The organism is Mesobacillus sp. (assembly GCF_057785455.1).
This window is the reverse complement of record NZ_JBYNSB010000059.1, coordinates 12,499-34,998: the sequence shown is the minus strand read 5'-3', so window position 1 is coordinate 34,998 and position 22,500 is coordinate 12,499. Positions and strand designations below refer to the sequence as shown.

Genomic DNA, 22,500 nt, shown 5'->3' with positions numbered 1-22,500 from the left:
TGGCGAGAAGGTCACACCCGTTCCCATACCGAACACGGAAGTTAAGCTTCTCAGCGCCGATGGTAGTTGGGGGTTTCCCCCTGTGAGAGTAGGACGCCGCCGGGCAAATGAAAGAACAGCTGATATGGCTGTTCTTTTTTTTATTTAAAAATGGCCGTAAAAAAATTCAGCAATTGGTTATGGGAAAGGTATTCATTTCCCACTGGTTGCTGCTTGTTTCCATCTGTCAGAACTGGAGGAAACCTGGACCCGGTTGATAACCTGAAAAAGCAGCTATCCTCCTTGGAAATTATTTTAACCCTGTCTGTCATCCGAAACACCCCTGCCTGATATCGTCATCTGCAACATATTTTGAGCTAAGAAAAAAAGTAAATCCCCCTAAGTAACTCCTATTTTAAAAGTCCAATCTAAAAAACTTCAATCATCCTTTCAAGACCAAGTTTCCACTTAGTTTAATATGGGTATAATAACCAACAACCCCACTTGTAAGGTTTTGGCATACATAATTTTGGAGAAAATAAATCCAGATGCATTAATTGCAAGGAAAAAAATTTTTTTGTATAATTAATGTCAAATATAGTCAAAGTCAGATAGGGGGAGGTTTAGTGAGGAATATATCGGACATCATTGAGAATTACCTCAAGCAGGTGTTGGAAATGAGCGATCAGGACATCGTTGAAATCAAGCGAAGTGAAATCGCCGATAAATTTCAATGCGTACCGTCCCAGATCAATTATGTCATCAATACCAGGTTCACAATCGAAAGAGGCTATCTTGTTGAAAGTAAGCGGGGCGGAGGCGGCTATATCCGCATCATCAAGGTTCAGACCTATGATCATGCACACCTGATTGATAATATACTGTCTTTGATTCACACACGGATTTCTCAGAGCAGTGCTGAAGATGTCATTTACCGCCTTGTTGAGGAGGATGTGGTGACAAACCGCGAGGCTAAAATTATGCTGAGCGTCCTGGATCGATCCGTCCTTTATATCGAGCTTCCGCAGCGGGATGAACTGCGGGCAAGAATGTTAAAGGCAATGCTGATCGCTTTGAAATATAAATAAAACCAGAGCAGACGTAAAGAGGTGAGGGCATGATTTGCCAAGAGTGTAATCAGAGGCCTGCAACGCTGCACTTCACGAATTTTTCAAACGGCGAAAAAACCGAAATGCATTTATGTGAAAGATGCGCACAGGAAAAAGGCGATATGTTTATGATGAACAACGGGCCGGGTTTTTCAATTAATAGTTTGCTTGCCGGATTGTTTAATATGGAGCCTGCTTTCCAGGGACAGAAGAAAGAGGCTTTCCAAACGGAAAAAGTCCTTCAATGTCCCCAGTGCTCGATGACTTTTCCTCAGTTTGTAAAGGTTGGCCGCTTCGGATGTGCTACATGCTATGATGCCTTCCGTGAGCAGCTGACTCCGATCCTTAGAAGACTCCATAGCGGGAATTTTTCACATAATGGAAAGATTCCTAAGAGAGTCGGCGGGGATATTCATTTAAGAAAGACGATTGATGATTTAAAACAAACGCTGAAAGATCTTATCTCTCAGGAAGAATTCGAAAAGGCTGCTGAAACCAGGGACCAGATCAGGGAAATGGAAAGGCAGCTGGCAGAGAAGCAAGAGGGAGGGGAATAGACTTGTCACTGGAGAAGTTTATCAGTCAGGCTGTCAGTTCCTGGATGAGTTCTGATGGCCCTGATTCAGATATTGTCCTCAGCTCTCGCATCCGTTTTGCCCGTAACCTCGATGAATACAATTTTCCAACCTTGTTTACCAACGGGGAGGCAGAGGCGGTTATTGGTACCATTATGGAGAGGGTTAATAGCAGCTCCTTTTCCAGCTGCGGCAAAATGGAACTGATCAAGATGGATGAAATCCCGCCTTTACAGAAGAGGGTGCTTGTTGAAAAGCATTTGATCAGCCCGCACCTTGCTGAAAATTCAGTCCATGGAGCATGCCTTTTATCAGAAAACGAAGAAATCAGCATCATGATCAATGAAGAAGACCACATAAGGATTCAATGTTTATTCCCGGGCTTTCAGCTGACAGAAGCGTTAAAGGCAGCGAATGAAATTGATGATTGGCTTGAGGAGCATGTCAATTACGCTTTTGATGAAAATTTTGGATATCTGACTAGCTGCCCAACGAATGCTGGGACCGGTCTCCGGGCCTCTGTCATGATGCATCTGCCCGGATTGGTGATGACTCAGCAAATGAACCGGATTGTACCTGCGATTAACCAGCTAGGTTTAGTGGTAAGAGGAATTTACGGTGAGGGCAGTGAGGCTCTGGGCAATATTTTTCAAATATCCAACCAAATCACTCTGGGCAAATCTGAAGAGGATATTGTGGAGGATCTGAAAAGTGTTGTAAGCCAGATAATATCTCAGGAAAGGTCCGCACGGGAAGCATTAGCGAAGACTTCTAACATACAATTAGAAGACAGAGTCTTTCGTTCTTATGGAATTCTTGCAAACAGCAGGATCATCGAAACGAAGGAAGCTGCCCAGTGCCTTTCCGATTTGAGGCTTGGCATAGATATGGGCTATATTAAAAATATTTCCAAATCGATTTTAAATGAACTGATGATTTTAACTCAGCCAGGGTTTTTACAACAGTATGCGGGCGGGCCGCTCCGGCCAAATGAAAGGGATATCCGCAGAGCTGCTTTAATAAGAGAACGATTGAATATGGAAACAAAAGAAGAGTCAGGAGGATGATCTTATGATGTTTGGAAGATTTACAGAGAGAGCACAGAAAGTATTGGCACTCGCACAGGAAGAGGCAATCCGCCTTGGACATAACAATATCGGTACAGAACACATCTTACTTGGCCTTGTGCGTGAGGGAGAAGGCATCGCGGCAAAGGCATTGTACGGCCTTGGGTTAGGTGCAGAGAAAATCCAGAAGGAAGTTGAGAACCTGATTGGCCGCGGCCAGGAAACTTCCCAGACGATCCACTATACGCCGAGAGCTAAAAAGGTCATTGAGCTTTCCATGGATGAAGCAAGGAAACTGGGACATTCTTATGTTGGCACAGAACATATTCTTCTAGGTCTAATCCGTGAAGGCGAAGGTGTTGCTGCCAGAGTTCTGAATAACCTTGGCGTAAGCTTGAATAAAGCGCGCCAGCAGGTGCTTCAGCTACTGGGAAGCAATGAAACTTCCGGGCATCAGGGCGGAGGAGCAGCGAATGCGAACACTCCGACACTTGATAGTCTTGCCAGGGATTTGACTGCGATCGCCAGAGAAGGAAGCCTTGACCCTGTTATCGGCAGAAGCAAGGAAATCCAAAGGGTTATCGAGGTGCTTAGCCGCCGTACAAAGAATAATCCGGTATTGATTGGAGAGCCTGGTGTCGGTAAAACAGCCATTGCCGAAGGATTGGCACAGCAGATCGTCAACAATGAAGTTCCGGAAATTCTTCGTGACAAGCGTGTAATGACTCTTGATATGGGTACGGTTGTTGCAGGAACGAAATATCGCGGTGAATTTGAAGACCGCCTGAAGAAGGTAATGGATGAAATCCGCCAGGCCGGAAATATAATTCTGTTCATTGATGAATTGCATACATTGATTGGTGCCGGTGGAGCAGAAGGTGCGATTGACGCATCAAATATCCTGAAGCCGTCATTGGCCCGTGGTGAACTTCAATGTATTGGTGCAACGACACTTGATGAATACCGTAAATATATCGAAAAAGATGCTGCTTTAGAAAGACGTTTCCAGCCAATCACAGTCGATGAGCCAACTGCTGAAGAATCAATCCAGATTCTAAAAGGGTTGAGAGACCGTTATGAGGCACACCACAGAGTGTCTATCACTGATGCGGCGATTGAAGCTGCAGTAAAGCTTTCTGACCGTTATATCTCTGACCGCTTCCTGCCGGATAAGGCGATTGACTTGATTGATGAAGCTGGATCTAAGGTTCGCCTTCGATCTTATACAACTCCGCCAAACCTGAAGGAGCTTGAGGTGAAGCTTGAGGAAGTACGCAAGGAGAAGGATGCATCTGTACAGAGCCAGGAGTTTGAAAAAGCTGCATCGTTAAGAGATACAGAACAGCGCCTCCGCGAGCAGCTTGAAAACACAAAGAAAACGTGGAAGGAAAAACAGGGTAAGGAAAACAGTGAAGTCACGGTCGAAGACATTGCAAATGTAGTTTCCAGCTGGACGAATATCCCTGTTACCAAGCTTGCCCAGACGGAAACGGATAAGCTTTTAAATCTTGAGGAAATCCTTCATTCACGCGTTATCGGCCAGGAGGAAGCGGTTAAGGCTGTTTCCAAGGCGGTAAGACGTGCACGTGCAGGATTAAAAGATCCTAAACGTCCGATCGGTTCATTCATCTTCCTCGGACCTACAGGTGTAGGTAAAACGGAATTAGCAAGAGCTCTGGCAGAATCCATGTTTGGTGATGAGGATGCAATGATCCGTGTAGATATGTCCGAGTATATGGAGAAGCACTCAACATCTCGTCTTGTCGGTTCTCCTCCAGGATATGTTGGATACGACGAAGGCGGCCAGCTGACTGAGAAGGTCCGCAGAAAGCCTTATTCTGTTATCCTGCTTGATGAAATTGAAAAAGCTCACCCGGATGTCTTCAACATCCTGCTTCAGGTCCTTGAAGATGGCCGCTTGACAGATTCTAAAGGACGTACAGTCGATTTCCGCAATACCATCATGATCCTTACATCCAACGTTGGTGCTGAGGCGTTGAAGCGCAACAAGTATGTTGGCTTTAACATCCAGGATGGAGCACAGGATTATAAGGATATGAAGGGCAAGGTTATGGAAGAGCTGAAAAAAGCATTCCGCCCGGAATTCCTTAACCGTATTGATGAAATCATCGTCTTCCATGCTCTTGAAAAACCACATCTGAAGGAGATCGTGACATTGATGTCCGATCAGCTTGTGAAGCGCCTGCAGGAGCAGGAAATTTCATTAGAGCTGACAGATGCTGCTAAAGAGAAGATTTCAGAGGAAGGATATGATCCAGAGTACGGAGCCCGTCCATTGCGCAGGGCAATCCAGAAGCACATCGAGGATCAGCTTTCAGAAGAACTTCTTAAAGGGAAGGTCCTTACAGGCCAGCACGTCGTGATTGATGTAGAGGACGGCCAATTTGTCGTCAAAACGCCTGAAGGTTCAGCAAAAGCTTAAGTTGCTTAACAGGTAATACCAAGGGGTATACGTACAATAAATACGTGTACCCCTTTTCTCTTATTTAAGGGATTTGTTAAAGGGATATTGAAGCAGTTTTAGAGAGAAAGTATTGGATAGACATAAGATCGCTGCGTTAACGATTTGGGCTGCCGTGCTGGTTTGCGTTTATCACGAGTAGAACGGTCTTGTTAATGCATCGCTTAACAGCTATTAAAAAGCGAAAACCAATTGTTATAAGCGTGGTTATTTGAACAATTCAAAAGGAAAAATCGCAATCGATTTGTCATAAGAATCCCCATTATAACAATTCAACACGAAAGGATACGTTCGAAATGGCATAAGCAGTGTCCCAATAACAATCTGCCAGGCTAAAACAAACCAAGTCTATGATAGGCACTTATAACAATTTTAAATTACATATTTCATTGAGCAGCAATCATTTCTTTTATGTGCTGTTTGGCATTAAAATAGAGGTAATACTTTTTATTGATAGATGGAGAGGCTAAGAAAATGGCGAAGAGAAAAACGAAGTTCATGTGCCAGGAATGCGGCTATGAGTCGGCAAAATGGATGGGCAAATGTCCGGGGTGCGGGCAGTGGAACAAGATGGTTGAGGAAGTGGAAGTCACTGGCTCGGGGCGGAGAGGCGCTTTTACTAATTCTAGCGGTCCATCTGCGGCTGCGAAGGCTACTCCGATCACTTCAATTGAAACGATGAGTGAACCGAGGATCACGACAGACCTGAATGAACTAAACCGCGTCCTGGGCGGCGGTGTTGTCCGGGGTTCGCTTGTTTTGATTGGCGGGGACCCGGGGATAGGCAAATCAACTTTGCTGCTGCAGGTTTCCTATCAGCTGGCGCGGAAGGATCATTCTGTCCTTTATATTTCTGGTGAAGAGTCGATGAGGCAGACGAAGCTGCGTGCTGACCGTCTCGGTGTCACTTCTCCTAATTTGCTTGTCTATTCGGAGACTAATTTACAGGAAATCAGCATGACAATTGATAATACATCACCAGATTTTGTGATTGTCGATTCCATTCAGACCATCTTCCATCCGGAGGTTACATCCGCGCCTGGAAGTGTGTCACAGGTAAGGGAATGTACAGCAGAGCTGATGAGAATCGCCAAGACGAAGGGAATCGCAATTTTCATCGTCGGCCATGTTACCAAGGAAGGGTCGATTGCCGGACCAAGATTGCTTGAGCATATGGTTGATACGGTTCTTTATTTTGAAGGGGAGCGGCACCATACTTACCGAATCCTGAGAGCGGTCAAAAACCGTTTTGGATCGACGAATGAGATGGGAATCTTTGAAATGAAGGAAGCGGGGCTTGAGGAAGTAGCGAATCCATCGGAAATCTTTCTGGAAGAACGGTCACAGGGGGCTTCAGGTTCTACTGTTGTGGCTTCGATGGAAGGGACGCGCCCTGTGCTGGTGGAAATTCAGGCGCTCATTTCTCCGACCAGCTTCGGGAATCCAAGAAGAATGGCGACTGGGATTGACCATAACCGGGTGTCGCTGCTGATGGCAGTGCTTGAGAAACGGGTCGGGCTGCTTTTGGCCAACCAGGATGCTTACTTAAAGGTTGCCGGCGGCGTGAAGCTGGATGAGCCGGCAATCGATCTTGCGGTGGCGGTCAGCATTGCTTCTAGCTTTAGGGATAAGCCAACCCGTGCCACGGATTGCATCATTGGTGAGGTCGGCCTTACAGGCGAAGTTAGGCGGGTATCGCGGATTGAACAGCGGGTACAGGAGGCAGCGAAGCTCGGCTTTGAGAGAATTATTTTGCCGGAAAACAATCTTGGCGGGTGGACTCCGCCCAGGGGAGTGGAGCTGATCGGTGTCTCAACTGTCAGCCACGCACTTAAAGTCACTTTAGGGGGGTGATGGATTGGAAAATAAAAACCTCGAAGAAAAGGGATTAGGTGAAATTCTTCAATTTATCGCACCTGGAACAGCTGTTCGGGAAGGGGTCGATAATGTTCTCCGTGCCAATACAGGCGGGCTGATCGTCTTCGGCTATAATGAAAAAGTAAAGGATATCGTTGATGGCGGCTTCGAAATCAATTGCCGCTTCAGCCCGAGCTCCCTATATGAGCTGGCAAAAATGGACGGGGCCATTATCCTCAATGAAACCGGTAGTAAAATCCTGTTTGCCAATGCTCAGCTTCACCCGGACACAGGAGTACCCTCAACAGAGACGGGGATGAGGCACCGGACGGCCGAAAGAGTTGCACGCCAGACAAAGGCGCTAGTTATCGCGATCTCCCAGCGGCGCAATGTCATTACCCTGTATCAGGGCAACTTAAGATATGCACTGAAGGAAATCGGGGTTATCTTAACAAAAGCGAACCAGGCGATCCAGACACTTGAAAAGTATAAGGTAGTGCTTGAACAAAGCATTACCAACCTGGGGATTCTCGAGTTTGAAGACCTGGTTACCTATAATGATTTGCTGCAGGTCATCCACCGGTTTGAGATGGTGTTGAGAATCAAGACTGAGCTATTAAACTACCTTAGTGAACTAGGTTTGGAAGGCAAGCTGATCCGCCTGCAGATGCACGAACTGATTTCTGAGATGGAGAAGGAAGCGCTGCTAGTGGTCAAGGACTACTCAGCCGACCCTGCTGTGAAGGCGGAGGATGTACTGACGAGATTCCAGGAGCTCTCAAAAGCTGGGGTAATCGAAGATACGATCATTTTAAAGCTGCTCGGTTTCCAGGGATATGTCCATCTCGATGAATTCATTTATCCGCGCGGGTACAGGGTGCTCAATAAAATTCCTAGGCTTCCGATGATCATTGTTGAAAATTTGATCAAAAGGTTCGACAGGTTCACAGACATGATTTCAGCATCGGTCGAAGAGCTAGATGATGTTGAAGGAATTGGTGAAGTGCGAGCCCGTAAAATCAAAGAAGGCTTCAAGCTGATCAAGGACCAGCTGATGGCAGACCGCCAGATGTAAAATTGCCCAATCTGGCGGTGCCGCTTTTAAATTGACACTCTAATGGCACGATGCTACTTTTAAGAGGACTCCTATTGATAAAATTAATTCCCTCATTTTCGTAACCTTTATGGCGATTCATTCGTATTAACATTTGGGCGAAAAAATATTCATTGAATGAGGAAATGAATAATTAAAAACTTGCCATGTGCAGGGTTTCAAATTTTGGAAGTTGTTTATAATGAGTAAAAGGAGGTGAAAGGATGTTAAGACGTATCATTCAAGCCTGCTTCCTCATTACTGGGGGAACGCTTGGTATATTCTTAATTCCTGATTTATTAACTTTAATGAAGATGGGAGACACGACTCTCATCAATAATCCTTATGTTACTGCTGTTTTGGGCGCACTTATTTTTTATCTTCTTACTTTTTGGGCTGTAGACCATGTGACCAATTTTGTGAAGTGGGCTGAAGAATCGCTTATTAAGGCGCCAATCACTGATGTTATTTTTGGCAGTGTGGGCCTGTTCTTTGGATTGCTGGTGGCCTTTTTAGTAGGCTTTGCCCTGAATGCAATCCAGGTGCCGATTGTAAATACTGTAGCCCCGACGCTTTTGACCCTATTATTCGGTTATCTTGGATTCCAGGTTGGCTTCAAGAAACGCGATGAACTGCTTGGTTTGTTCACCAGGTCGAAGAAAAAGGGCAGCGAAGAAGAAGTCGAAAAAGAAGAACGTGCAAGAGAGTGGAAGATTCTCGATACAAGTGTGATTATTGATGGAAGAGTTGCGGACATTTGCCAGACTGGCTTTTTAGAAGGTGTTATTGTCATTCCGCAATTTGTCCTTGAAGAACTTCAGCATATTGCTGATTCATCCGACGTGCTGAAGCGAAATCGCGGCCGCCGCGGATTGGACATCCTTAACCGCATCCAAAAGGAGCTGGCGATTAAGGTAGAGATTTATGAAGGTGATTTCGACGATATCCAGGAAGTGGACAGCAAGCTCGTGAAACTTGCCAAGCTGACGAATGGCGTTGTTGTCACCAACGATTTCAACTTGAACAAGGTTTGTGAGCTGCAAAAAGTCGCTGTGCTGAATATCAATGACCTTGCGAATGCTGTCAAGCCGGTTGTACTTCCTGGAGAAGAGCTGAATATCCAGGTAATCAAGGATGGCAAGGAGCATAATCAAGGTGTTGCTTATCTTGATGATGGCACGATGATTGTAGTTGAGGAAGGACGCGACTATATCGGCAAGCGGATCGATGTACTTGTCACGAGTGTCCTCCAGACATCTGCCGGCAGGATGATTTTTGCAAAGCCGAAACTGTTGGAAAAAGCGTTATAATTTGATTAATACTTATTAAGCCTTAGGGCAGTTAATCCCCGTTACCTTTCTGCAATCCATAAGGCAGCAGGCCGGGGGTTGGCTGCCCGTTAATCTGTAAAAAAAGATTGGAGTTTTCATATGCCTTATCAGGTCATTATCCCGGCGGCGGGACAGGGAAAAAGAATGGGAGCAGGAAAAAATAAGCTGCTGTTAACTTTAGAGGCAGTGCCTGTCCTGATCCATACGCTGAAGGTGTTTGAAGCCGATGCTGAGTGTTCCGGAATCATCCTCGCCATCCATCCGGATGATGAGGCGGAATTCAAGCAGTTATTGAGAGAGTACGAAGTTCATAAGGTCAGCTCACTTGTCATGGGCGGAAAAGAACGGCAGGATAGTGTGTATAACGGGCTGAAGTCGCTTGATGACACTGCTGGAATAGTCCTGGTCCATGATGCGGCAAGACCATTTATAAAAGTCGAGACCATCCGCAAGCTGGTTGAAGCAGCAAGCAATGAGGGCGGGGCGATCGTGGCTGTTCCGGTCAAGGATACCATCAAAAAAGCGGTGAATGGCCAGGTAGCTGAAACGGTTGAGCGCTCAAGCTTGTGGGCTGTCCAGACTCCGCAGGCTTTTCGTGTTGAAATCCTGCTTGAAGCCCATGACCAGGCGGCAAGGGAAAAGTTTGTCGGCACGGATGAATCCAGCCTTGTAGAAAGACTTCCGCATCCAGTCGCAATTATTGAAGGTGACTATGATAATATTAAGCTGACAACGCCTGAAGATTTATATTTTGCCGAAGCGATTCTGCGCAAACTTAAAGAATCAGGAATTTAATTTTAGCAGAGTTCAATTGCTTTTCACTAATGTTGAATTGTGATGCTGTTGATGGTAGTGGAAGGCGCGCAGACTCCTTCGGGATTTAGCGGGCAGGTGAGACCCCGCAGAAGTGAAGCGACGAGGAGGCTCACCGAACGCCCCGAGGAAAGCGAAGCGCCTGTAACGGAAATCAACAGAATTTTTATTACAAAACCCTATTTAAAGCAATATAAGGTTCCCTCGTATTACAATATTTTTCAATAGCAGCAAAGATATAGAAATGAGCCATTTTAAAAAAAAGCCTAACATAAAAGGAGCTAGTCATTATGTTTCGTATAGGACAAGGATTTGATGTACATCAGCTGACAGAGGGGCGCCCATTGATCATTGGCGGCATAACGATCCCTTACGAGAAAGGCCTTCTTGGCCATTCTGATGCAGATGTTCTTTTACATACAGTTGCTGATGCATGCCTTGGTGCGATTGGAGAAGGGGACATCGGAAGGCATTTCCCTGATACGGACCCCGAATTTAAGGATGCTGATTCTGCCAAGCTTCTTGCACATGTATGGGGCATCGTGAAGGAAAAAGGCTATGAGCTTGTGAATATTGATTGTACGATCATTGCACAAAGACCAAAGATGGCGCCGAATATCGAGCCGATGCGCCAGCGGATCGCCGAACTGCTTGAAGCAGTACCAGGCCAGGTGAATGTGAAGGCGACGACAACAGAAAAGCTTGGATTCCCAGGCAGGGAAGAAGGCATTGCCGCACAGGCGGTTGTGCTCTTGAAGGAAACAGGAAAGTGATTTACCCTTTCCAGCAGGCGGATATCAAGCCGTTAAATCCCTTTGAAATAGGCACTTCCGCTTTTCCGGTGGGAAGTGATACAATAATGGACAGCGATATTAGAGGAGGATTTTACTATGTCATCAGATATTCGAGTGCGTTATGCGCCGAGTCCGACAGGCCATTTACATATCGGGAATGCCCGTACAGCACTTTTCAATTATTTATTTGCACGGAACAAAGGCGGAAAGTTCATCATCCGCATTGAGGATACTGACAAGAAACGCAACATCGAGGGCGGAGAGCAAAGCCAGTTGAAATACCTTCAATGGCTTGGCATCGACTGGGATGAAAGCGTTGATGTCGGCGGCGAATACGGCCCTTACCGCCAGTCAGAGCGTAATCATATTTACGAACAGTACAACCAGGAGCTAGTGGAGAAAGGCCTTGCCTATAAGTGCTATTGCACAGAGGAAGAGCTTGAGGCTGAGCGTGAAGAGCAGGCAGCGCGCAATGAGACTCCTCATTACTCAGGAAAATGCCGCCATTTGACTCAGGAACAGCAGGAGCAATTTGAAAAAGAAGGCCGTCAGCCAAGCCTGCGTTTTAAGGTGCCTGCAGGCCAAATCATTAAGTTTGATGATATGGTTAAAGGTGAAGTCAGCTTTGAATCCGACGGCATGGGGGATTTTGTCATCGTGAAAAAGGATGGCACGCCAACATATAACTATGCAGTTGTTCTTGATGACCACTTGATGAAGATTTCCCACGTGCTCCGCGGGGATGACCATATTTCCAACACACCGAAGCAGCTTGTGATTTATGAAGCGTTCGGCTGGGAGCCGCCGGTATTCGGCCATATGACGCTGATCGTCAATGAAAGCCGCAAAAAGCTGAGCAAGCGTGATGAGTCAATTATCCAGTTCATCGAGCAATATGAGGAGCTAGGATATCTGCCGGAGGCATTGTTCAACTTCATCGCATTGCTTGGATGGTCTCCTTCAGGAGAGGAAGAAATCTTTGCGAAGGAAGAGTTCATCGAAATTTTTGATGCAGCAAGGCTTTCTAAATCACCTGCATTGTTTGACCAGCAGAAGCTTGCATGGATGAACAACCAGTACATGAAAAAGGCTGACCTTGACCGCGTCGTTGAGCTGGCATTGCCTCATCTAATCAAGGCTGGGAAGATCAGTGAAAACCGTTCTGAGGAAGAAAATGCCTGGGTCCGCAGCTTGATTTCCCTGTATCACGACAAAATGAGCTTTGGAGCAGAAATCGTCGAGATGTCGGATTTATTTTTCCGCGATGAGGTACACTATGACGAGGAAGCAAAGGAAGTCCTCGCTGGTGAGCAGGTGCCGGAAGTGCTGAAAGCTTTCCTGGCAGAAATCGAGCAGCTTGAGGAATTCAAAGCAGATGCAATCAAGGCTGCCGTTAAAGCTGTCCAAAAAGGAACCGGCCAAAAAGGCCAAAAGCTGTTCATGCCTGTCAGGGCGGCAGCAACTGGCCAGACACATGGCCCGGACCTGATGCTTGCGATGGAACTGATCGGCAAGGAAAAGGTGAGCGAAAGAGTTAAGCAGCTTTTAGGATAAATGGCTTATTGGCGGTACCTAATTAAGGGGAGAGCGGAAAACAGCCTGGGCCAATGACTTTTTTAAGTTCAATTAGTTAACAGATGAACAAAAATATAATATAGTAAGAGTAATTCCATAAAATCCAAAAGTGTTGAAGAGGAAAAGTAGAAGGATGACGCTTATTAGAGAGAACCATCACCGGCTGAAAGTGGTTCAGGCCTCTCATTTTTTGAAATGCGCCTCGGAGCCCCATTGCGAACAGACAAAAGCTGTCTCAGTAGTATTGGGCGGGACCTCCCGTTAACAGGTTAAAGTTGAGGCTGCGCATAATAAAGCGGGCCTAAACAGAGTGGAACCGCGCATCCAAGCGTCTCTGTCGTTTTCGGCAGGGGCGCTTTTTATTTTGGATTTTTTCGTAACAGCAAATTATTTCAAAAAGGGGGATATCGCCGTGTTTAAAATGATCAAAGAAGATATAGATGTTGTCTTCGACCAGGACCCTTCTGCCAGAAGCGCCCTTGAAGTCATCCTGACCTATTCCGGGCTGCATGCAATTTGGTCGCACCGATTGGCACATGCATTCTACAAACGGAAATTTTATTTTATCGCAAGAGTGATTTCACAAATAAGCCGCTTTTTCACGGGGATTGAAATCCATCCTGGAGCCAAAATCGGCAGACGTTTTTTCATTGACCACGGAATGGGAGTGGTTATCGGCGAGACGTGCGAAATTGGTGATAACGTAACAGTATTCCAGGGGGTTACCCTCGGCGGAACCGGAAAAGAAAAAGGCAAGCGACATCCGACAGTCAGGGATAATGCTTTGATTGCGACAGGTGCAAAGGTATTAGGTTCAATTACAATTGGGGAAAATTCTAAAGTAGGTGCCGGATCGGTTGTCTTGAAGGATGTGCCGCCCAACTCCACTGTTGTCGGGATACCGGGCAAAATCGTCATCCAGGACGGCGTCCGCATCAAAAAGGACTTGAACCATCGCGATTTGCCTGATCCGGTATCGGACAGATGCAAGGATATTGAAGAAGAGCTTGATAGGCTGAGAAAAGAATTGGAAGAAGCGAAGCAAGGAAGGAGCCTGGAGCATGGGCATCAAAATTTATAATACGTTAACAAGAAATAAAGAAGAGTTTATCCCTCTTGAAGAGGGAAAAGTTAAAATGTACGTGTGCGGACCAACGGTCTATAACTATATCCATATCGGAAATGCCCGCCCGGCTATCGTTTTTGATACGGTTCGCCGCTATCTTGAATTCCGCGGCTATAATGTCCAGTTTGTATCCAATTTTACCGATGTGGATGATAAGCTGATCAAAGCTGCTAACGAATTGGGAGAAGATGTTCCGACGATTGCAGAACGATTCATCAACGCCTATTTCGAGGATGTCCAGGCGCTAGGCTGCAAGAAGGCGGATGCCCATCCAAGGGTGACGGAGACGATGGATCTGATCATTGAATTCATCAGTGCCCTGGTCGAGAAGGATTATGCATATGAATCAGGCGGCGACGTTTATTACCGCACAAAGAAGTTTGATGAGTACGGGAAGCTTTCCCACCAGTCAATTGAAGAATTGAAGGTAGGGGCAAGGATCCAGGTTGGTGAAAAGAAGCAGGATGCTCTTGATTTTGCTCTCTGGAAGGCAGCGAAAGAAGGCGAAATTTCGTGGGACAGTCCATGGGGCAAGGGCCGGCCAGGCTGGCATATCGAGTGCTCGGCGATGGTGCGTGAATACCTTGGCGACACAATCGATATCCATGCAGGCGGCCAGGATCTCGCTTTCCCGCATCACGAGAATGAAATCGCCCAATCAGAGGCATTGACAGGAAAAACATTTGCTCGTTACTGGATGCACAATGGCTATATCAATATCGATAATGAAAAAATGTCAAAGTCACTGGGCAACTTTGTCACAGTGCATGACATCATCAAAAAGCATGACCCGCAGGTGTTAAGGTTCTTCATGCTTTCCGTGCATTACCGCAACCCAATCAACTACAGTGAAGAGCTGCTGGAAAATACCAAGGCCGCCTTCGAACGACTGAAGACATCCTACCAGAACCTGAAGCACCGGATGGAGGCCAGCGCAGACCTTACGGAAAATAATCAGGAGTGGCTGGATAAAATCGCTGCGCTCCGTGAGCAATTCATCACGGATATGGATGATGATTTTAACAGTGCAAACGGCGTATCGGTCTTGTTCGAACTCTCGAAATTATCGAATCTGTACTTGATGGAGAAGAATACAGCCGTTAAGGTCATTCAGGCGTTCATGAATGAGTTCGAAGCTTTATTTGGCGTACTGGGCCTGACATTGGAGACAGAGGAACTGCTTGATGAGGAGATTGAAGCGCTGATCGAAAAGCGTACACAGGCGCGAAAAGAAAGAAACTTCAAGCTGGCTGACGAGATTCGCGACCAGCTTAAGGATATGAATATCATCATTGAAGACACACCGCAAGGCATCAGATGGAAAAGAGGCTAAATGATGCTGCATTATGAACAGAAGGTAGATGAAAAGCAATTGAACAGCCTCGCGCTTGCGTATATGGGTGATGCCGTATATGAACTTTATGTCAGGCATCACCTGCTGCAAAGCGGGAAGGTCAGGCCGAATCAGCTTCATAAAGAGGCGACGGCTTATGTTTCGGCAAAGTCACAGGCGAAATACCTTCATAAGCTGATGGAGATGGAGGCATTGACGGAGTCTGAAGTGACGATTGTTAAAAGAGGCCGGAATGCCAAGTCAGGATCTGTCCCAAAAAACACCGATGTCCAAACATACCGTTACAGCACCGCATTCGAGGCCTTGATCGGTTATTTGTATCTGGCAGGTAATGAGGAACGGATAGAAGAACTGATTTCCACGGTATTTGCACTTGCTGAAGAATAGATGGGAGGAACATTCCGCATGAGCCAGAAACAGAAACAGAAGAGGAATCAGAGCCAGCACAATAAACAGGACGAGTTCCAGAAACAAAAGCAGGACAAGGGCCGGGCACCGAAAAAACCACTTGATGCCAAGCAGAAGCAGGGGCAGGATCGGGAGAAGAAGCCTTATCAGAAGCAGGCTCGGGTCCCAGGCCATCAGCATGAACAAAATCGCGGCCAGCTGCTTGAGCAGGATCCGAATTCGGATTACATTATCGGGAAAAACCCTGTCATCGAAGCGCTGAAATCTGAGCGTGATATCAATAAGATCCTGATTGCTGAAGGCTCACAGAGCGGACAGATGCAGCAGGTGATCGGGCTGGCGAAGGAATCCAATGTCATGGTCCAGTTCGTTCCTAAGAAGAAAATCGACCAGCTGTCTGACGGCAACCACCAGGGTGTCATTGCGCAGGTTGCTGCATATGAATATGCAGAAATCGAGGATTTATTTGCAGCTGCTGAAAAGAAAAATGAAGCACCGTTTTTCCTGATTCTCGACGAAATCGAAGACCCTCATAATTTAGGCTCCATCATGAGGACTGCGGACGCTTCCGGAGCGCATGGCATCATCATTCCAAGAAGAAGGGCAGTCGGCCTGACCGCAACGGTTGCCAAGGCATCAACCGGAGCGATTGAATATATTCCGGTGGCAAGGGTGACAAACCTGGCGAGGACAATCGATGAGCTGAAGGAAAAGGGTGTCTGGATTGCCGGCACTGACGCTTCGGCAAAGCAGGACTACCGCCAGATTGACGGCACTCTCCCGCTTGGGCTTGTCATTGGCAGTGAAGGAAAAGGGATGGGCAGACTCATCCGCGATAAATGTGATTTCCTATTAAGTCTTCCGATGGTGGGCAGGGTTACCTCCCTGAACGCTTCCGTTGCGGCAGCATTGCTGATGTATGAAGTCCACCGCAAAAGGCACCCGCTAGGGGAGTAGGCATGGACATCCTGCTTGTTGACGGCTACAACATTATCGGAGCATGGCCGGAACTGAACAGCTTGAAAAAGAAGGAGCTTTCGGCTGCCCGGGACCGGCTTGTGGAAATCATGGCTGAGTATCAAGCCTATACAGGCTATCGAGTCATCATTGTTTTCGATGCGCATTTTGTCTCCGGTACTCAGAAGAAATACAAGAATTATAAGGTTGATGTAATTTTTACAAAAGAAAATGAGACGGCTGATGAACGGATTGAAAGATTGGCCATCACCCTCAACAACCGCAAAACACAAATTCATGTGGCCACCTCCGACTATACGGAACAATGGGCGATTTTTGGGCAGGGAGCCCTAAGGAAATCAGCAAGGGAGCTGCTTAATGAAACTAATTTGATTTCGAAAAAAATCGAAAAAAAAGTGAAGGTCATCCAGGAAGAAAAGCCGAGCGCCAAGATTCCGCTTACAAAAGAAGTGGCAGAAATTTTTGAAAAATGGCGCAGAGGAGAGCAATGACCCATTGACGCCTTAAAAAAACCTGCTGTATAATATTTCTAACTGTATGTACGGGGCGGGGGGATCAGGATGAGTGCTGACATCGGGAATCGTTTGAATGAAGCATATCTATTGCTAGAGGATGAAGAAATCGTAGAAGCGGTGCACAGAGGAGAAAGTGATGCACTTGATTTTTTGATTCACAAATACCGGAATTTTGTACGAGCCAAGGCGCGTTCCTATTTTTTGATCGGTGCTGATAAAGAAGATATCGTCCAAGAAGGAATGATCGGTCTATATAAGGCGATCCGTGATTTCCGGGAGGACAAGCTTACCTCCTTCAAGGCATTTGCCGAGCTATGCATTACCCGACAGATCATTACAGCAATCAAAACTGCCACCAGGCAAAAACATATCCCGCTTAACTCTTATGTTTCCCTGGACAAGCCTATTTATGACGAGGAATCAGACAGGACTTTGATGGATGTTTTATCTGGCGCCAAAGTGATGGACCCCGAGGAATTATTTATCAATCAGGAAGAGTTTGACCAAATTGAAGTGAAGATGTCAGAACTGTTGAGTGACCTTGAGAGAAAGGTGCTGGCGCTTTATTTGGACGGCCAATCCTATCAGGAGATTTCAGAAGAGCTGAACCGGCATGTCAAATCAATCGACAATGCCCTTCAGCGGGTGAAGCGGAAGCTTGAGAGATATCTTGAGCTGAGAGAGCTGTCAGTGTAGGCTGAATTGCCAAAAAATAGCCGCAAAACTGACTTTTATTCTCCTAACCACTTATTGACACAATCTAGCAGCCGTGTTACATTTTTAAGGATATAATAGATATCCTTACTATAAGTAGGTGTCCGATTTGAATAAAAAAGTGACTCTTGCTTGCGCAGAATGCGGCTCGCGGAATTATTCTACATCGAGCAACAAGCAAACGCAATCAGAACGCCTGGAGCTGAAAAAGTACTGCAGCAACTGCGGTGCCCATACAGTCCATAAGGAAACGAAATAAGGTTTTCAGATAGATCATCATTGGAATTCCGATAAGTTGGAGGTTACAAAATGCAGCGCATCACTAATTTCTTCAGTGAAGTAGGACGTGAAATGAGAAAGGTCAGCTGGCCAAAACGCAAAGAGCTGACTCGCTATACGATTACTGTGCTTTCTACAGTTGCTTTTGCCGCTCTTTTCTTTGCTGTCCTGGACCTTGGTATTTCTGAATTGATTCGCTTAATTCTTGAATAACCACCAAGCACTCATGGTATAATGGAGAATATAAACGCAGGACAAGTTAAAAGCCCGTATTACGGGTTTTTTATTTGGTTAAAAAATTCGCATTCAAAATGATAAGTGATCAGTGCACCCGGGTGCCAGCGCTTTATATTTTGAATTGGGGAGGGACGGACGAATTAGTCCTCGATAATGGAAAAAAACTGGTATGTAGTTCATACTTATTCAGGCTATGAGAATAAGGTTAAGACGAATCTTGAAAAGCGTGTTGAAACAATGGGCATGCAGGATAAGATTTTCCGCGTGATCGTTCCTGAAGAAGAAGAAACTGATTTCAAAAACGGCAAAAAGAAAGTTGTTAAGCGTAAGACATTCCCTGGTTATGTACTGGTAGAGCTGGTCATGACGGATGATTCCTGGTATGTGGTCCGCAATACGCCTGGAGTTACAGGATTCGTAGGTTCTGCTGGTGCCGGATCAAAGCCAACTCCGCTTTTGCCTGAGGAAGTTGCTTTCATCCTTAAGCGCATGGGCGTGGAGGAAAAGAAAATCGATATCAACTTCGAACTTGGCGAAACAGTCCAGGTCAGCGAAGGGCCATTCACTAACTTTACAGGTACGATTGAAGAGATTGATAAAGACAAAGCGAAGCTTAAGGTTCTTGTTAATATGTTCGGCCGTGACACCCCTGTAGAGCTTGAGTTTTCACAGATTCAAAAATTATAATTTGAAATAGCTTGAAATCAACTTTAAAAAGTGGTAATATTTCATAGGTCAGTATGTCTTGGACGATTGACAGATATATGTCAAGTTCTTTATTTAATATAAAGACTTTTGTTATGAGTGGGAGGGGAAAGCCCCTATTACCACATCACGGACTTTAAGGAGGTGTGTCTCGTGGCTAAAAAAGTAATTAAGATGGTTAAATTGCAAATCCCTGCTGGTAAAGCCAACCCGGCACCACCAGTTGGACCTGCACTAGGTCAAGCCGGTGTTAATATCATGGGATTCTGTAAGGAATTCAATGCTCGTACAGCTGATCAAGCTGGACTAATCATTCCTGTTGAAATTACGGTTTTTGAAGACCGTTCATTTACATTTATTACGAAAACTCCTCCTGCTGCAGTTCTTTTGAAAGTAGCGGCTGGAATCCAGTCTGGTTCTGGTGAACCAAACCGTAATAAAGTAGCAACAGTTAAGCGTGATAAGGTACGTGAAATTGCTGAACAGAAAATGCCTGACCTAAACGCAGCTAGCGTTGAAGCAGCAATGCGCATGGTTGAAGGTACTGCACGCAGCATGGGTATCACGATCGAAGACTAATATCTGCTGCAAAGGATTGAGGGGGTTGCGAAGCTGATAGATATCACTCGCAACCTTTTATCTGTCCAATATGGCGCACCTGAAGCGCCTTTGCTTTTTCGTTGTTAGGCTGCTTGCCTTTCATCGTGGGAGGTTATTCCGTTAAAACCACATTCTAGGAGGAAATTAAAATGGCTAAAAAAGGCAAAAAGTATCTAGAAGCTGCAAAGCTTGTAGACCGCTCTCAAGCATACACAGTTGCAGAAGCTGTTGAGCTTGCTAAGAAGACAAGCACTGTAAAATTTGATGCGACTGTTGAAGCTGCTTTCCGTTTGGGCGTTGACCCTAAGAAAGCTGACCAGCAAATCCGTGGAGCAGTTGTGCTTCCAAACGGAACTGGTAAAACTCAGCGCGTTTTAGTATTCGCTAAAGGCGAAAAGCTTAAAGAAGCAGAAGCTGCTGGTGCAGACTATGTTGGCGATGCAGAATACATCAACAAGATTCAGCAAGGCTGGTTCGACTTCGATGTAATCGTAGCTACACCTGACATGATGGGTGAAGTTGGTAAGCTTGGCCGCGTATTGGGACCTAAAGGCTTAATGCCAAACCCTAAGACTGGCACAGTTACTTTCGACGTAACTAAAGCTGTTAACGAAATCAAAGCAGGTAAAGTAGAATACCGCGTTGATAAGTCTGGTAACATCCACGTACCTATCGGAAAAGTTTCATTCGAAGACGAGAAGCTTGTTGAAAACTTCGGCACGATCTTCGAAACTATGATGAAGGTTAAGCCAGCTGCAGCAAAAGGAACTTACATGAAGAACGTTACGATCTCTACTACAATGGGACCTGGCGTTAAAGTAGATCCTTCAACTGTAAAATAATAGTATTTGACAATTAAAGAGACATTGGATATACTGTTTCTTGTTGTGATAATAAAATAACATTTGTACCGCAGACAGCAGGGGCTTTTAGCTTAATAACCTGCCGAGGTCATACGATAGAGCAACACCACTTGCTATTGTATACTTCCTCCGTGTCTGTCCAGATGCGGAGGTTTTTATTTGCACGGTATAAATGCAGAAATCTACAGGAGGTGTAATGATGAGCCAAGTTATCGAAGCAAAAAAGCAACTCGTAGACGAGATTGCTGGCAAACTAAAAGATAGCAAATCAACAGTTGTTGTTGATTACCGCGGACTTACAGTTTCTGAAGTAACTGAACTACGTAAGCAACTTCGTGAAGCAGGCGTTGAATTCAAAGTTTACAAGAACTCAATGACACGCCGTGCTGCTGAAGCTGCTGAGCTTGCTGACCTAAATGCATCATTAACTGGTCCTAACGCAATCGCGTTCAGTACTGAGGATGTAATCGCACCAGCGAAGATCCTTAACGAATTCGCTAAAAAGCACGACGCTCTTGAAATCAAAGCGGGTGTAGTTGAAGGTAACGTCGTTACAGTAGAAGAAATCAAAGCTCTTGCAGACCTACCGTCTCGCGAAGGTCTACTTTCTATGCTACTCAGCGTACTTCAAGCTCCAATTCGCAATCTTGCTCTTGCTGCAAAAGCAGTTGCGGACCAAAAAGAAGAACAAGGCGCGTAAGCTAGTATTTACGGTTTAAATAAAACTAAAAACTAACCTATTAGGAGGAAACAAATCATGACTAAAGAACAAATCATTGAAGCAGTTAAAAGCATGACTGTTTTAGAGCTTAACGATCTAGTAAAAGCAATCGAAGAAGAATTCGGCGTAACTGCTGCTGCTCCAGTAGCAATGATGGGCGGAGCTGGTGCTGGCGCTGCTGCTGAAGAAAAAACTGAGTTTGACGTAGTTCTTGCTAGCGCAGGAGACCAAAAAATCAAGGTTATCAAAGTTGTTCGCGAAATCACAGGTCTTGGCCTTAAAGAAGCGAAAGAACTTGTTGACAACACTCCAAAGGCTCTTAAAGAAGGCGTTTCTAAAGAAGAAGCTGAAGAAATCAAAGCTAAGCTTGATGAAGTTGGAGCTAACGTCGAAGTTAAGTAATCATCCTTACAACAAAAAGCTCGCTGCTAAAGCGGGCTTTTTTTATTCCTTATAATTTATTAGAAAGCATGGCTTCGATACATGAAGCGGATTGAAGGGTATAGGCCGTTATTAAAATTCCGGCCCTGCTTTTTGCTTTTTAAATCCAAATAAATTATAATACCGCAGTAGCAATGTATTCCGCATCGCATTCTTCAATTGATTCCCCGTGGAGGTGAGAGATATGACTGAGCATTATTACTCCCGAAAACCCAGCACAGAAAGCAATCCCGCTAAATGGCAAACTGAATTAAGAGGTAATGGCTTCCGTTTCAAAACGGACAGCGGTGTGTTCTCGAAGGATGAGGTTGATTTCGGTTCGCGCCTGCTGATTGATACATTTGAACCAAAGGAAGGCGCCGGCCTAATTCTTGATGTTGGCTGTGGCTATGGTCCGATTGGGCTATCGCTGGCGAAAGCATTCCCGGAGGTTTCGGTCCACATGGTGGATGTGAATGAAAGGGCGATTATGCTGGCTAAGGAAAATGCGGCCGAAAATAAGATAGACAATGTAAGAATCTATGAGAGTGACCGATTAACGGGTGTGGAAGAAAAGGGGTTCAATGCCATTCTTACCAATCCCCCGATCCGTGCAGGGAAAAAAGTGGTCCATGATATTTTCGAGCAAAGTTTTCAGCATCTGGCTGAAGGCGGAGAGCTCTGGGTAGTCATCCAAAAGAAACAGGGTGCACCATCTGCTATGGATAAAATGGAAGATTTATTTGGTGAAGTGGAGGTAGCGGCAAAAAGTAAAGGTTACTTTATTCTCAAATCTGTAAAATGTTGACGTGAGAAAACCGCTATGTTAATATTATAAAATGCCAATATATTAGTTTCCTTTCGTATGCTATTTTCATCGAAAGTTGTATAATTTTGGGCATAAA

The 22,500-nt window shown here is 45.5% G+C and carries 24 protein-coding genes, 1 rRNA gene and 2 other annotated features; all 25 genes read left to right on the top strand.

Annotated features, from left to right (window positions below; translation table 11 throughout):
- Positions 1 to 105: ribosomal RNA gene (gene rrf / locus AC3EBE_RS21375) — 5S ribosomal RNA — on the top strand; the annotation flags it as partial.
- A 500-nt stretch (positions 106 to 605) separates the two neighbouring features.
- Positions 606 to 1,067: a CtsR family transcriptional regulator gene (locus AC3EBE_RS21370; RefSeq protein WP_488597041.1), complete on the top strand. Its 462-nt coding sequence runs from the start codon at positions 606 to 608 to the stop codon at positions 1,065 to 1,067.
- A 29-nt stretch (positions 1,068 to 1,096) separates the two neighbouring features.
- Positions 1,097 to 1,645 (top strand): protein-arginine kinase activator protein McsA, encoded by a 549-nt coding sequence (gene mcsA / locus AC3EBE_RS21365; RefSeq protein ID WP_488597040.1) that lies wholly within the window; start codon positions 1,097 to 1,099, stop codon positions 1,643 to 1,645.
- A gap of 2 nt (positions 1,646 to 1,647) precedes the next feature.
- Complete coding sequence (gene mcsB, locus AC3EBE_RS21360) at positions 1,648 to 2,730, top strand: protein-arginine kinase McsB (RefSeq protein WP_488597039.1); 1,083 nt, start codon at positions 1,648 to 1,650, stop codon at positions 2,728 to 2,730.
- Between the two features lie 4 nt (positions 2,731 to 2,734).
- Positions 2,735 to 5,173 (top strand): ATP-dependent protease ATP-binding subunit ClpC, encoded by a 2,439-nt coding sequence (clpC, locus tag AC3EBE_RS21355; protein WP_488597038.1) that lies wholly within the window; start codon positions 2,735 to 2,737, stop codon positions 5,171 to 5,173.
- A gap of 513 nt (positions 5,174 to 5,686) precedes the next feature.
- Complete coding sequence (gene radA / locus AC3EBE_RS21350; RefSeq protein ID WP_488597037.1) at positions 5,687 to 7,066, top strand: DNA repair protein RadA; 1,380 nt, start codon at positions 5,687 to 5,689, stop codon at positions 7,064 to 7,066.
- A gap of 4 nt (positions 7,067 to 7,070) precedes the next feature.
- Positions 7,071 to 8,144 (top strand): DNA integrity scanning diadenylate cyclase DisA, encoded by a 1,074-nt coding sequence (disA, locus tag AC3EBE_RS21345; protein WP_488597036.1) that lies wholly within the window; start codon positions 7,071 to 7,073, stop codon positions 8,142 to 8,144.
- Between the two features lie 242 nt (positions 8,145 to 8,386).
- The gene (locus AC3EBE_RS21340; RefSeq protein WP_488597035.1) at positions 8,387 to 9,472 is read left to right on the top strand and encodes a PIN/TRAM domain-containing protein; all 1,086 of its coding nucleotides are present in this window, start codon (positions 8,387 to 8,389) and stop codon (positions 9,470 to 9,472) included.
- A 120-nt stretch (positions 9,473 to 9,592) separates the two neighbouring features.
- Positions 9,593 to 10,288: a 2-C-methyl-D-erythritol 4-phosphate cytidylyltransferase gene (gene ispD, locus AC3EBE_RS21335; RefSeq protein ID WP_488597034.1), complete on the top strand. Its 696-nt coding sequence runs from the start codon at positions 9,593 to 9,595 to the stop codon at positions 10,286 to 10,288.
- Between the two features lie 308 nt (positions 10,289 to 10,596).
- Positions 10,597 to 11,079 carry a 2-C-methyl-D-erythritol 2,4-cyclodiphosphate synthase gene (gene ispF, locus AC3EBE_RS21330; RefSeq protein ID WP_488597033.1) on the top strand — a complete coding sequence of 161 codons (483 nt, stop codon included), beginning with the start codon at positions 10,597 to 10,599 and terminating at the stop codon, positions 11,077 to 11,079.
- Between the two features lie 117 nt (positions 11,080 to 11,196).
- Positions 11,197 to 12,654 (top strand): glutamate--tRNA ligase, encoded by a 1,458-nt coding sequence (gltX, locus tag AC3EBE_RS21325; RefSeq protein WP_488597032.1) that lies wholly within the window; start codon positions 11,197 to 11,199, stop codon positions 12,652 to 12,654.
- A gap of 124 nt (positions 12,655 to 12,778) precedes the next feature.
- Positions 12,779 to 13,014: a binding site (T-box leader), on the top strand.
- Positions 13,015 to 13,087: 73 nt separating this feature from the next.
- Positions 13,088 to 13,756 carry a serine O-acetyltransferase gene (cysE, locus tag AC3EBE_RS21320; RefSeq protein ID WP_488597031.1) on the top strand — a complete coding sequence of 223 codons (669 nt, stop codon included), beginning with the start codon at positions 13,088 to 13,090 and terminating at the stop codon, positions 13,754 to 13,756.
- Positions 13,737 to 15,134 carry a cysteine--tRNA ligase gene (cysS, locus tag AC3EBE_RS21315; RefSeq protein WP_488597030.1) on the top strand — a complete coding sequence of 466 codons (1,398 nt, stop codon included), beginning with the start codon at positions 13,737 to 13,739 and terminating at the stop codon, positions 15,132 to 15,134. The genes cysE and cysS overlap by 20 nt, the downstream gene beginning before the upstream one ends.
- Before the next feature lie 3 nt (positions 15,135 to 15,137).
- Positions 15,138 to 15,542, top strand: a complete 405-nt coding sequence (locus tag AC3EBE_RS21310) for a Mini-ribonuclease 3 (protein ID WP_488597045.1) — start codon at positions 15,138 to 15,140, stop codon at positions 15,540 to 15,542.
- A 219-nt stretch (positions 15,543 to 15,761) separates the two neighbouring features.
- The gene (rlmB, locus tag AC3EBE_RS21305; RefSeq protein ID WP_488597044.1) at positions 15,762 to 16,520 is read left to right on the top strand and encodes a 23S rRNA (guanosine(2251)-2'-O)-methyltransferase RlmB; all 759 of its coding nucleotides are present in this window, start codon (positions 15,762 to 15,764) and stop codon (positions 16,518 to 16,520) included.
- Between the two features lie 2 nt (positions 16,521 to 16,522).
- Positions 16,523 to 17,032, top strand: a complete 510-nt coding sequence (locus AC3EBE_RS21300; RefSeq protein WP_488597029.1) for an NYN domain-containing protein — start codon at positions 16,523 to 16,525, stop codon at positions 17,030 to 17,032.
- Positions 17,033 to 17,101: 69 nt separating this feature from the next.
- Positions 17,102 to 17,752, top strand: coding sequence for an RNA polymerase sporulation sigma factor SigH (gene sigH / locus AC3EBE_RS21295; RefSeq protein WP_488597028.1), 651 nt, complete (start codon positions 17,102 to 17,104; stop codon positions 17,750 to 17,752).
- Between the two features lie 127 nt (positions 17,753 to 17,879).
- Positions 17,880 to 18,029, top strand: coding sequence for a 50S ribosomal protein L33 (rpmG, locus tag AC3EBE_RS21290; protein ID WP_488597027.1), 150 nt, complete (start codon positions 17,880 to 17,882; stop codon positions 18,027 to 18,029).
- 50 nt (positions 18,030 to 18,079) lie between these two features.
- Positions 18,080 to 18,262 carry a preprotein translocase subunit SecE gene (gene secE / locus AC3EBE_RS21285; protein ID WP_207503091.1) on the top strand — a complete coding sequence of 61 codons (183 nt, stop codon included), beginning with the start codon at positions 18,080 to 18,082 and terminating at the stop codon, positions 18,260 to 18,262.
- Positions 18,263 to 18,439: 177 nt separating this feature from the next.
- On the top strand, positions 18,440 to 18,973 hold the full coding sequence (gene nusG, locus AC3EBE_RS21280) for a transcription termination/antitermination protein NusG (RefSeq protein ID WP_488597026.1): 534 nt from the start codon (positions 18,440 to 18,442) through the stop codon (positions 18,971 to 18,973).
- A gap of 171 nt (positions 18,974 to 19,144) precedes the next feature.
- Positions 19,145 to 19,570: a 50S ribosomal protein L11 gene (gene rplK / locus AC3EBE_RS21275; protein ID WP_023626445.1), complete on the top strand. Its 426-nt coding sequence runs from the start codon at positions 19,145 to 19,147 to the stop codon at positions 19,568 to 19,570.
- A gap of 170 nt (positions 19,571 to 19,740) precedes the next feature.
- A complete protein-coding gene (rplA, locus tag AC3EBE_RS21270) occupies positions 19,741 to 20,433 on the top strand; it encodes a 50S ribosomal protein L1 (protein WP_488597025.1) in 693 nt (230 codons plus the stop codon).
- Between the two features lie 50 nt (positions 20,434 to 20,483).
- Positions 20,484 to 20,621 (top strand) — a sequence feature (ribosomal protein L10 leader region).
- 32 nt (positions 20,622 to 20,653) lie between these two features.
- On the top strand, positions 20,654 to 21,154 hold the full coding sequence (rplJ, locus tag AC3EBE_RS21265; RefSeq protein ID WP_488597043.1) for a 50S ribosomal protein L10: 501 nt from the start codon (positions 20,654 to 20,656) through the stop codon (positions 21,152 to 21,154).
- A gap of 57 nt (positions 21,155 to 21,211) precedes the next feature.
- Positions 21,212 to 21,577, top strand: a complete 366-nt coding sequence (rplL, locus tag AC3EBE_RS21260) for a 50S ribosomal protein L7/L12 (RefSeq protein ID WP_488597024.1) — start codon at positions 21,212 to 21,214, stop codon at positions 21,575 to 21,577.
- 223 nt (positions 21,578 to 21,800) lie between these two features.
- The gene (locus tag AC3EBE_RS21255) at positions 21,801 to 22,403 is read left to right on the top strand and encodes a class I SAM-dependent methyltransferase (protein WP_488597023.1); all 603 of its coding nucleotides are present in this window, start codon (positions 21,801 to 21,803) and stop codon (positions 22,401 to 22,403) included.
- Positions 22,404 to 22,500: the final 97 nt, after the last annotated feature.

Bases quoted from the DNA above. Each gene is read 5' to 3' on its own strand.
- mcsA (WP_488597040.1), top strand. From the start codon at position 1,097: ATGATTTGCCAAGAGTGTAATCAGAGGCCTGCAACGCTGCACTTCACG.
- clpC (WP_488597038.1), top strand. From the start codon at position 2,735: ATGATGTTTGGAAGATTTACAGAGAGAGCACAGAAAGTATTGGCACTC.
- radA (WP_488597037.1), top strand. From the start codon at position 5,687: ATGGCGAAGAGAAAAACGAAGTTCATGTGCCAGGAATGCGGCTATGAG.
- AC3EBE_RS21340 (WP_488597035.1), top strand. From the start codon at position 8,387: ATGTTAAGACGTATCATTCAAGCCTGCTTCCTCATTACTGGGGGAACG.
- ispD (WP_488597034.1), top strand. From the start codon at position 9,593: ATGCCTTATCAGGTCATTATCCCGGCGGCGGGACAGGGAAAAAGAATG.
- ispF (WP_488597033.1), top strand. From the start codon at position 10,597: ATGTTTCGTATAGGACAAGGATTTGATGTACATCAGCTGACAGAGGGG.
- gltX (WP_488597032.1), top strand. From the start codon at position 11,197: ATGTCATCAGATATTCGAGTGCGTTATGCGCCGAGTCCGACAGGCCAT.
- cysS (WP_488597030.1), top strand. From the start codon at position 13,737: ATGGGCATCAAAATTTATAATACGTTAACAAGAAATAAAGAAGAGTTT.
- AC3EBE_RS21310 (WP_488597045.1), top strand. From the start codon at position 15,138: ATGCTGCATTATGAACAGAAGGTAGATGAAAAGCAATTGAACAGCCTC.
- AC3EBE_RS21300 (WP_488597029.1), top strand. From the start codon at position 16,523: ATGGACATCCTGCTTGTTGACGGCTACAACATTATCGGAGCATGGCCG.
- sigH (WP_488597028.1), top strand. From the start codon at position 17,102: ATGAGTGCTGACATCGGGAATCGTTTGAATGAAGCATATCTATTGCTA.
- secE (WP_207503091.1), top strand. From the start codon at position 18,080: ATGCAGCGCATCACTAATTTCTTCAGTGAAGTAGGACGTGAAATGAGA.
- nusG (WP_488597026.1), top strand. From the start codon at position 18,440: ATGGAAAAAAACTGGTATGTAGTTCATACTTATTCAGGCTATGAGAAT.
- rplA (WP_488597025.1), top strand. From the start codon at position 19,741: ATGGCTAAAAAAGGCAAAAAGTATCTAGAAGCTGCAAAGCTTGTAGAC.
- rplJ (WP_488597043.1), top strand. From the start codon at position 20,654: ATGAGCCAAGTTATCGAAGCAAAAAAGCAACTCGTAGACGAGATTGCT.
- rplL (WP_488597024.1), top strand. From the start codon at position 21,212: ATGACTAAAGAACAAATCATTGAAGCAGTTAAAAGCATGACTGTTTTA.
- AC3EBE_RS21255 (WP_488597023.1), top strand. From the start codon at position 21,801: ATGACTGAGCATTATTACTCCCGAAAACCCAGCACAGAAAGCAATCCC.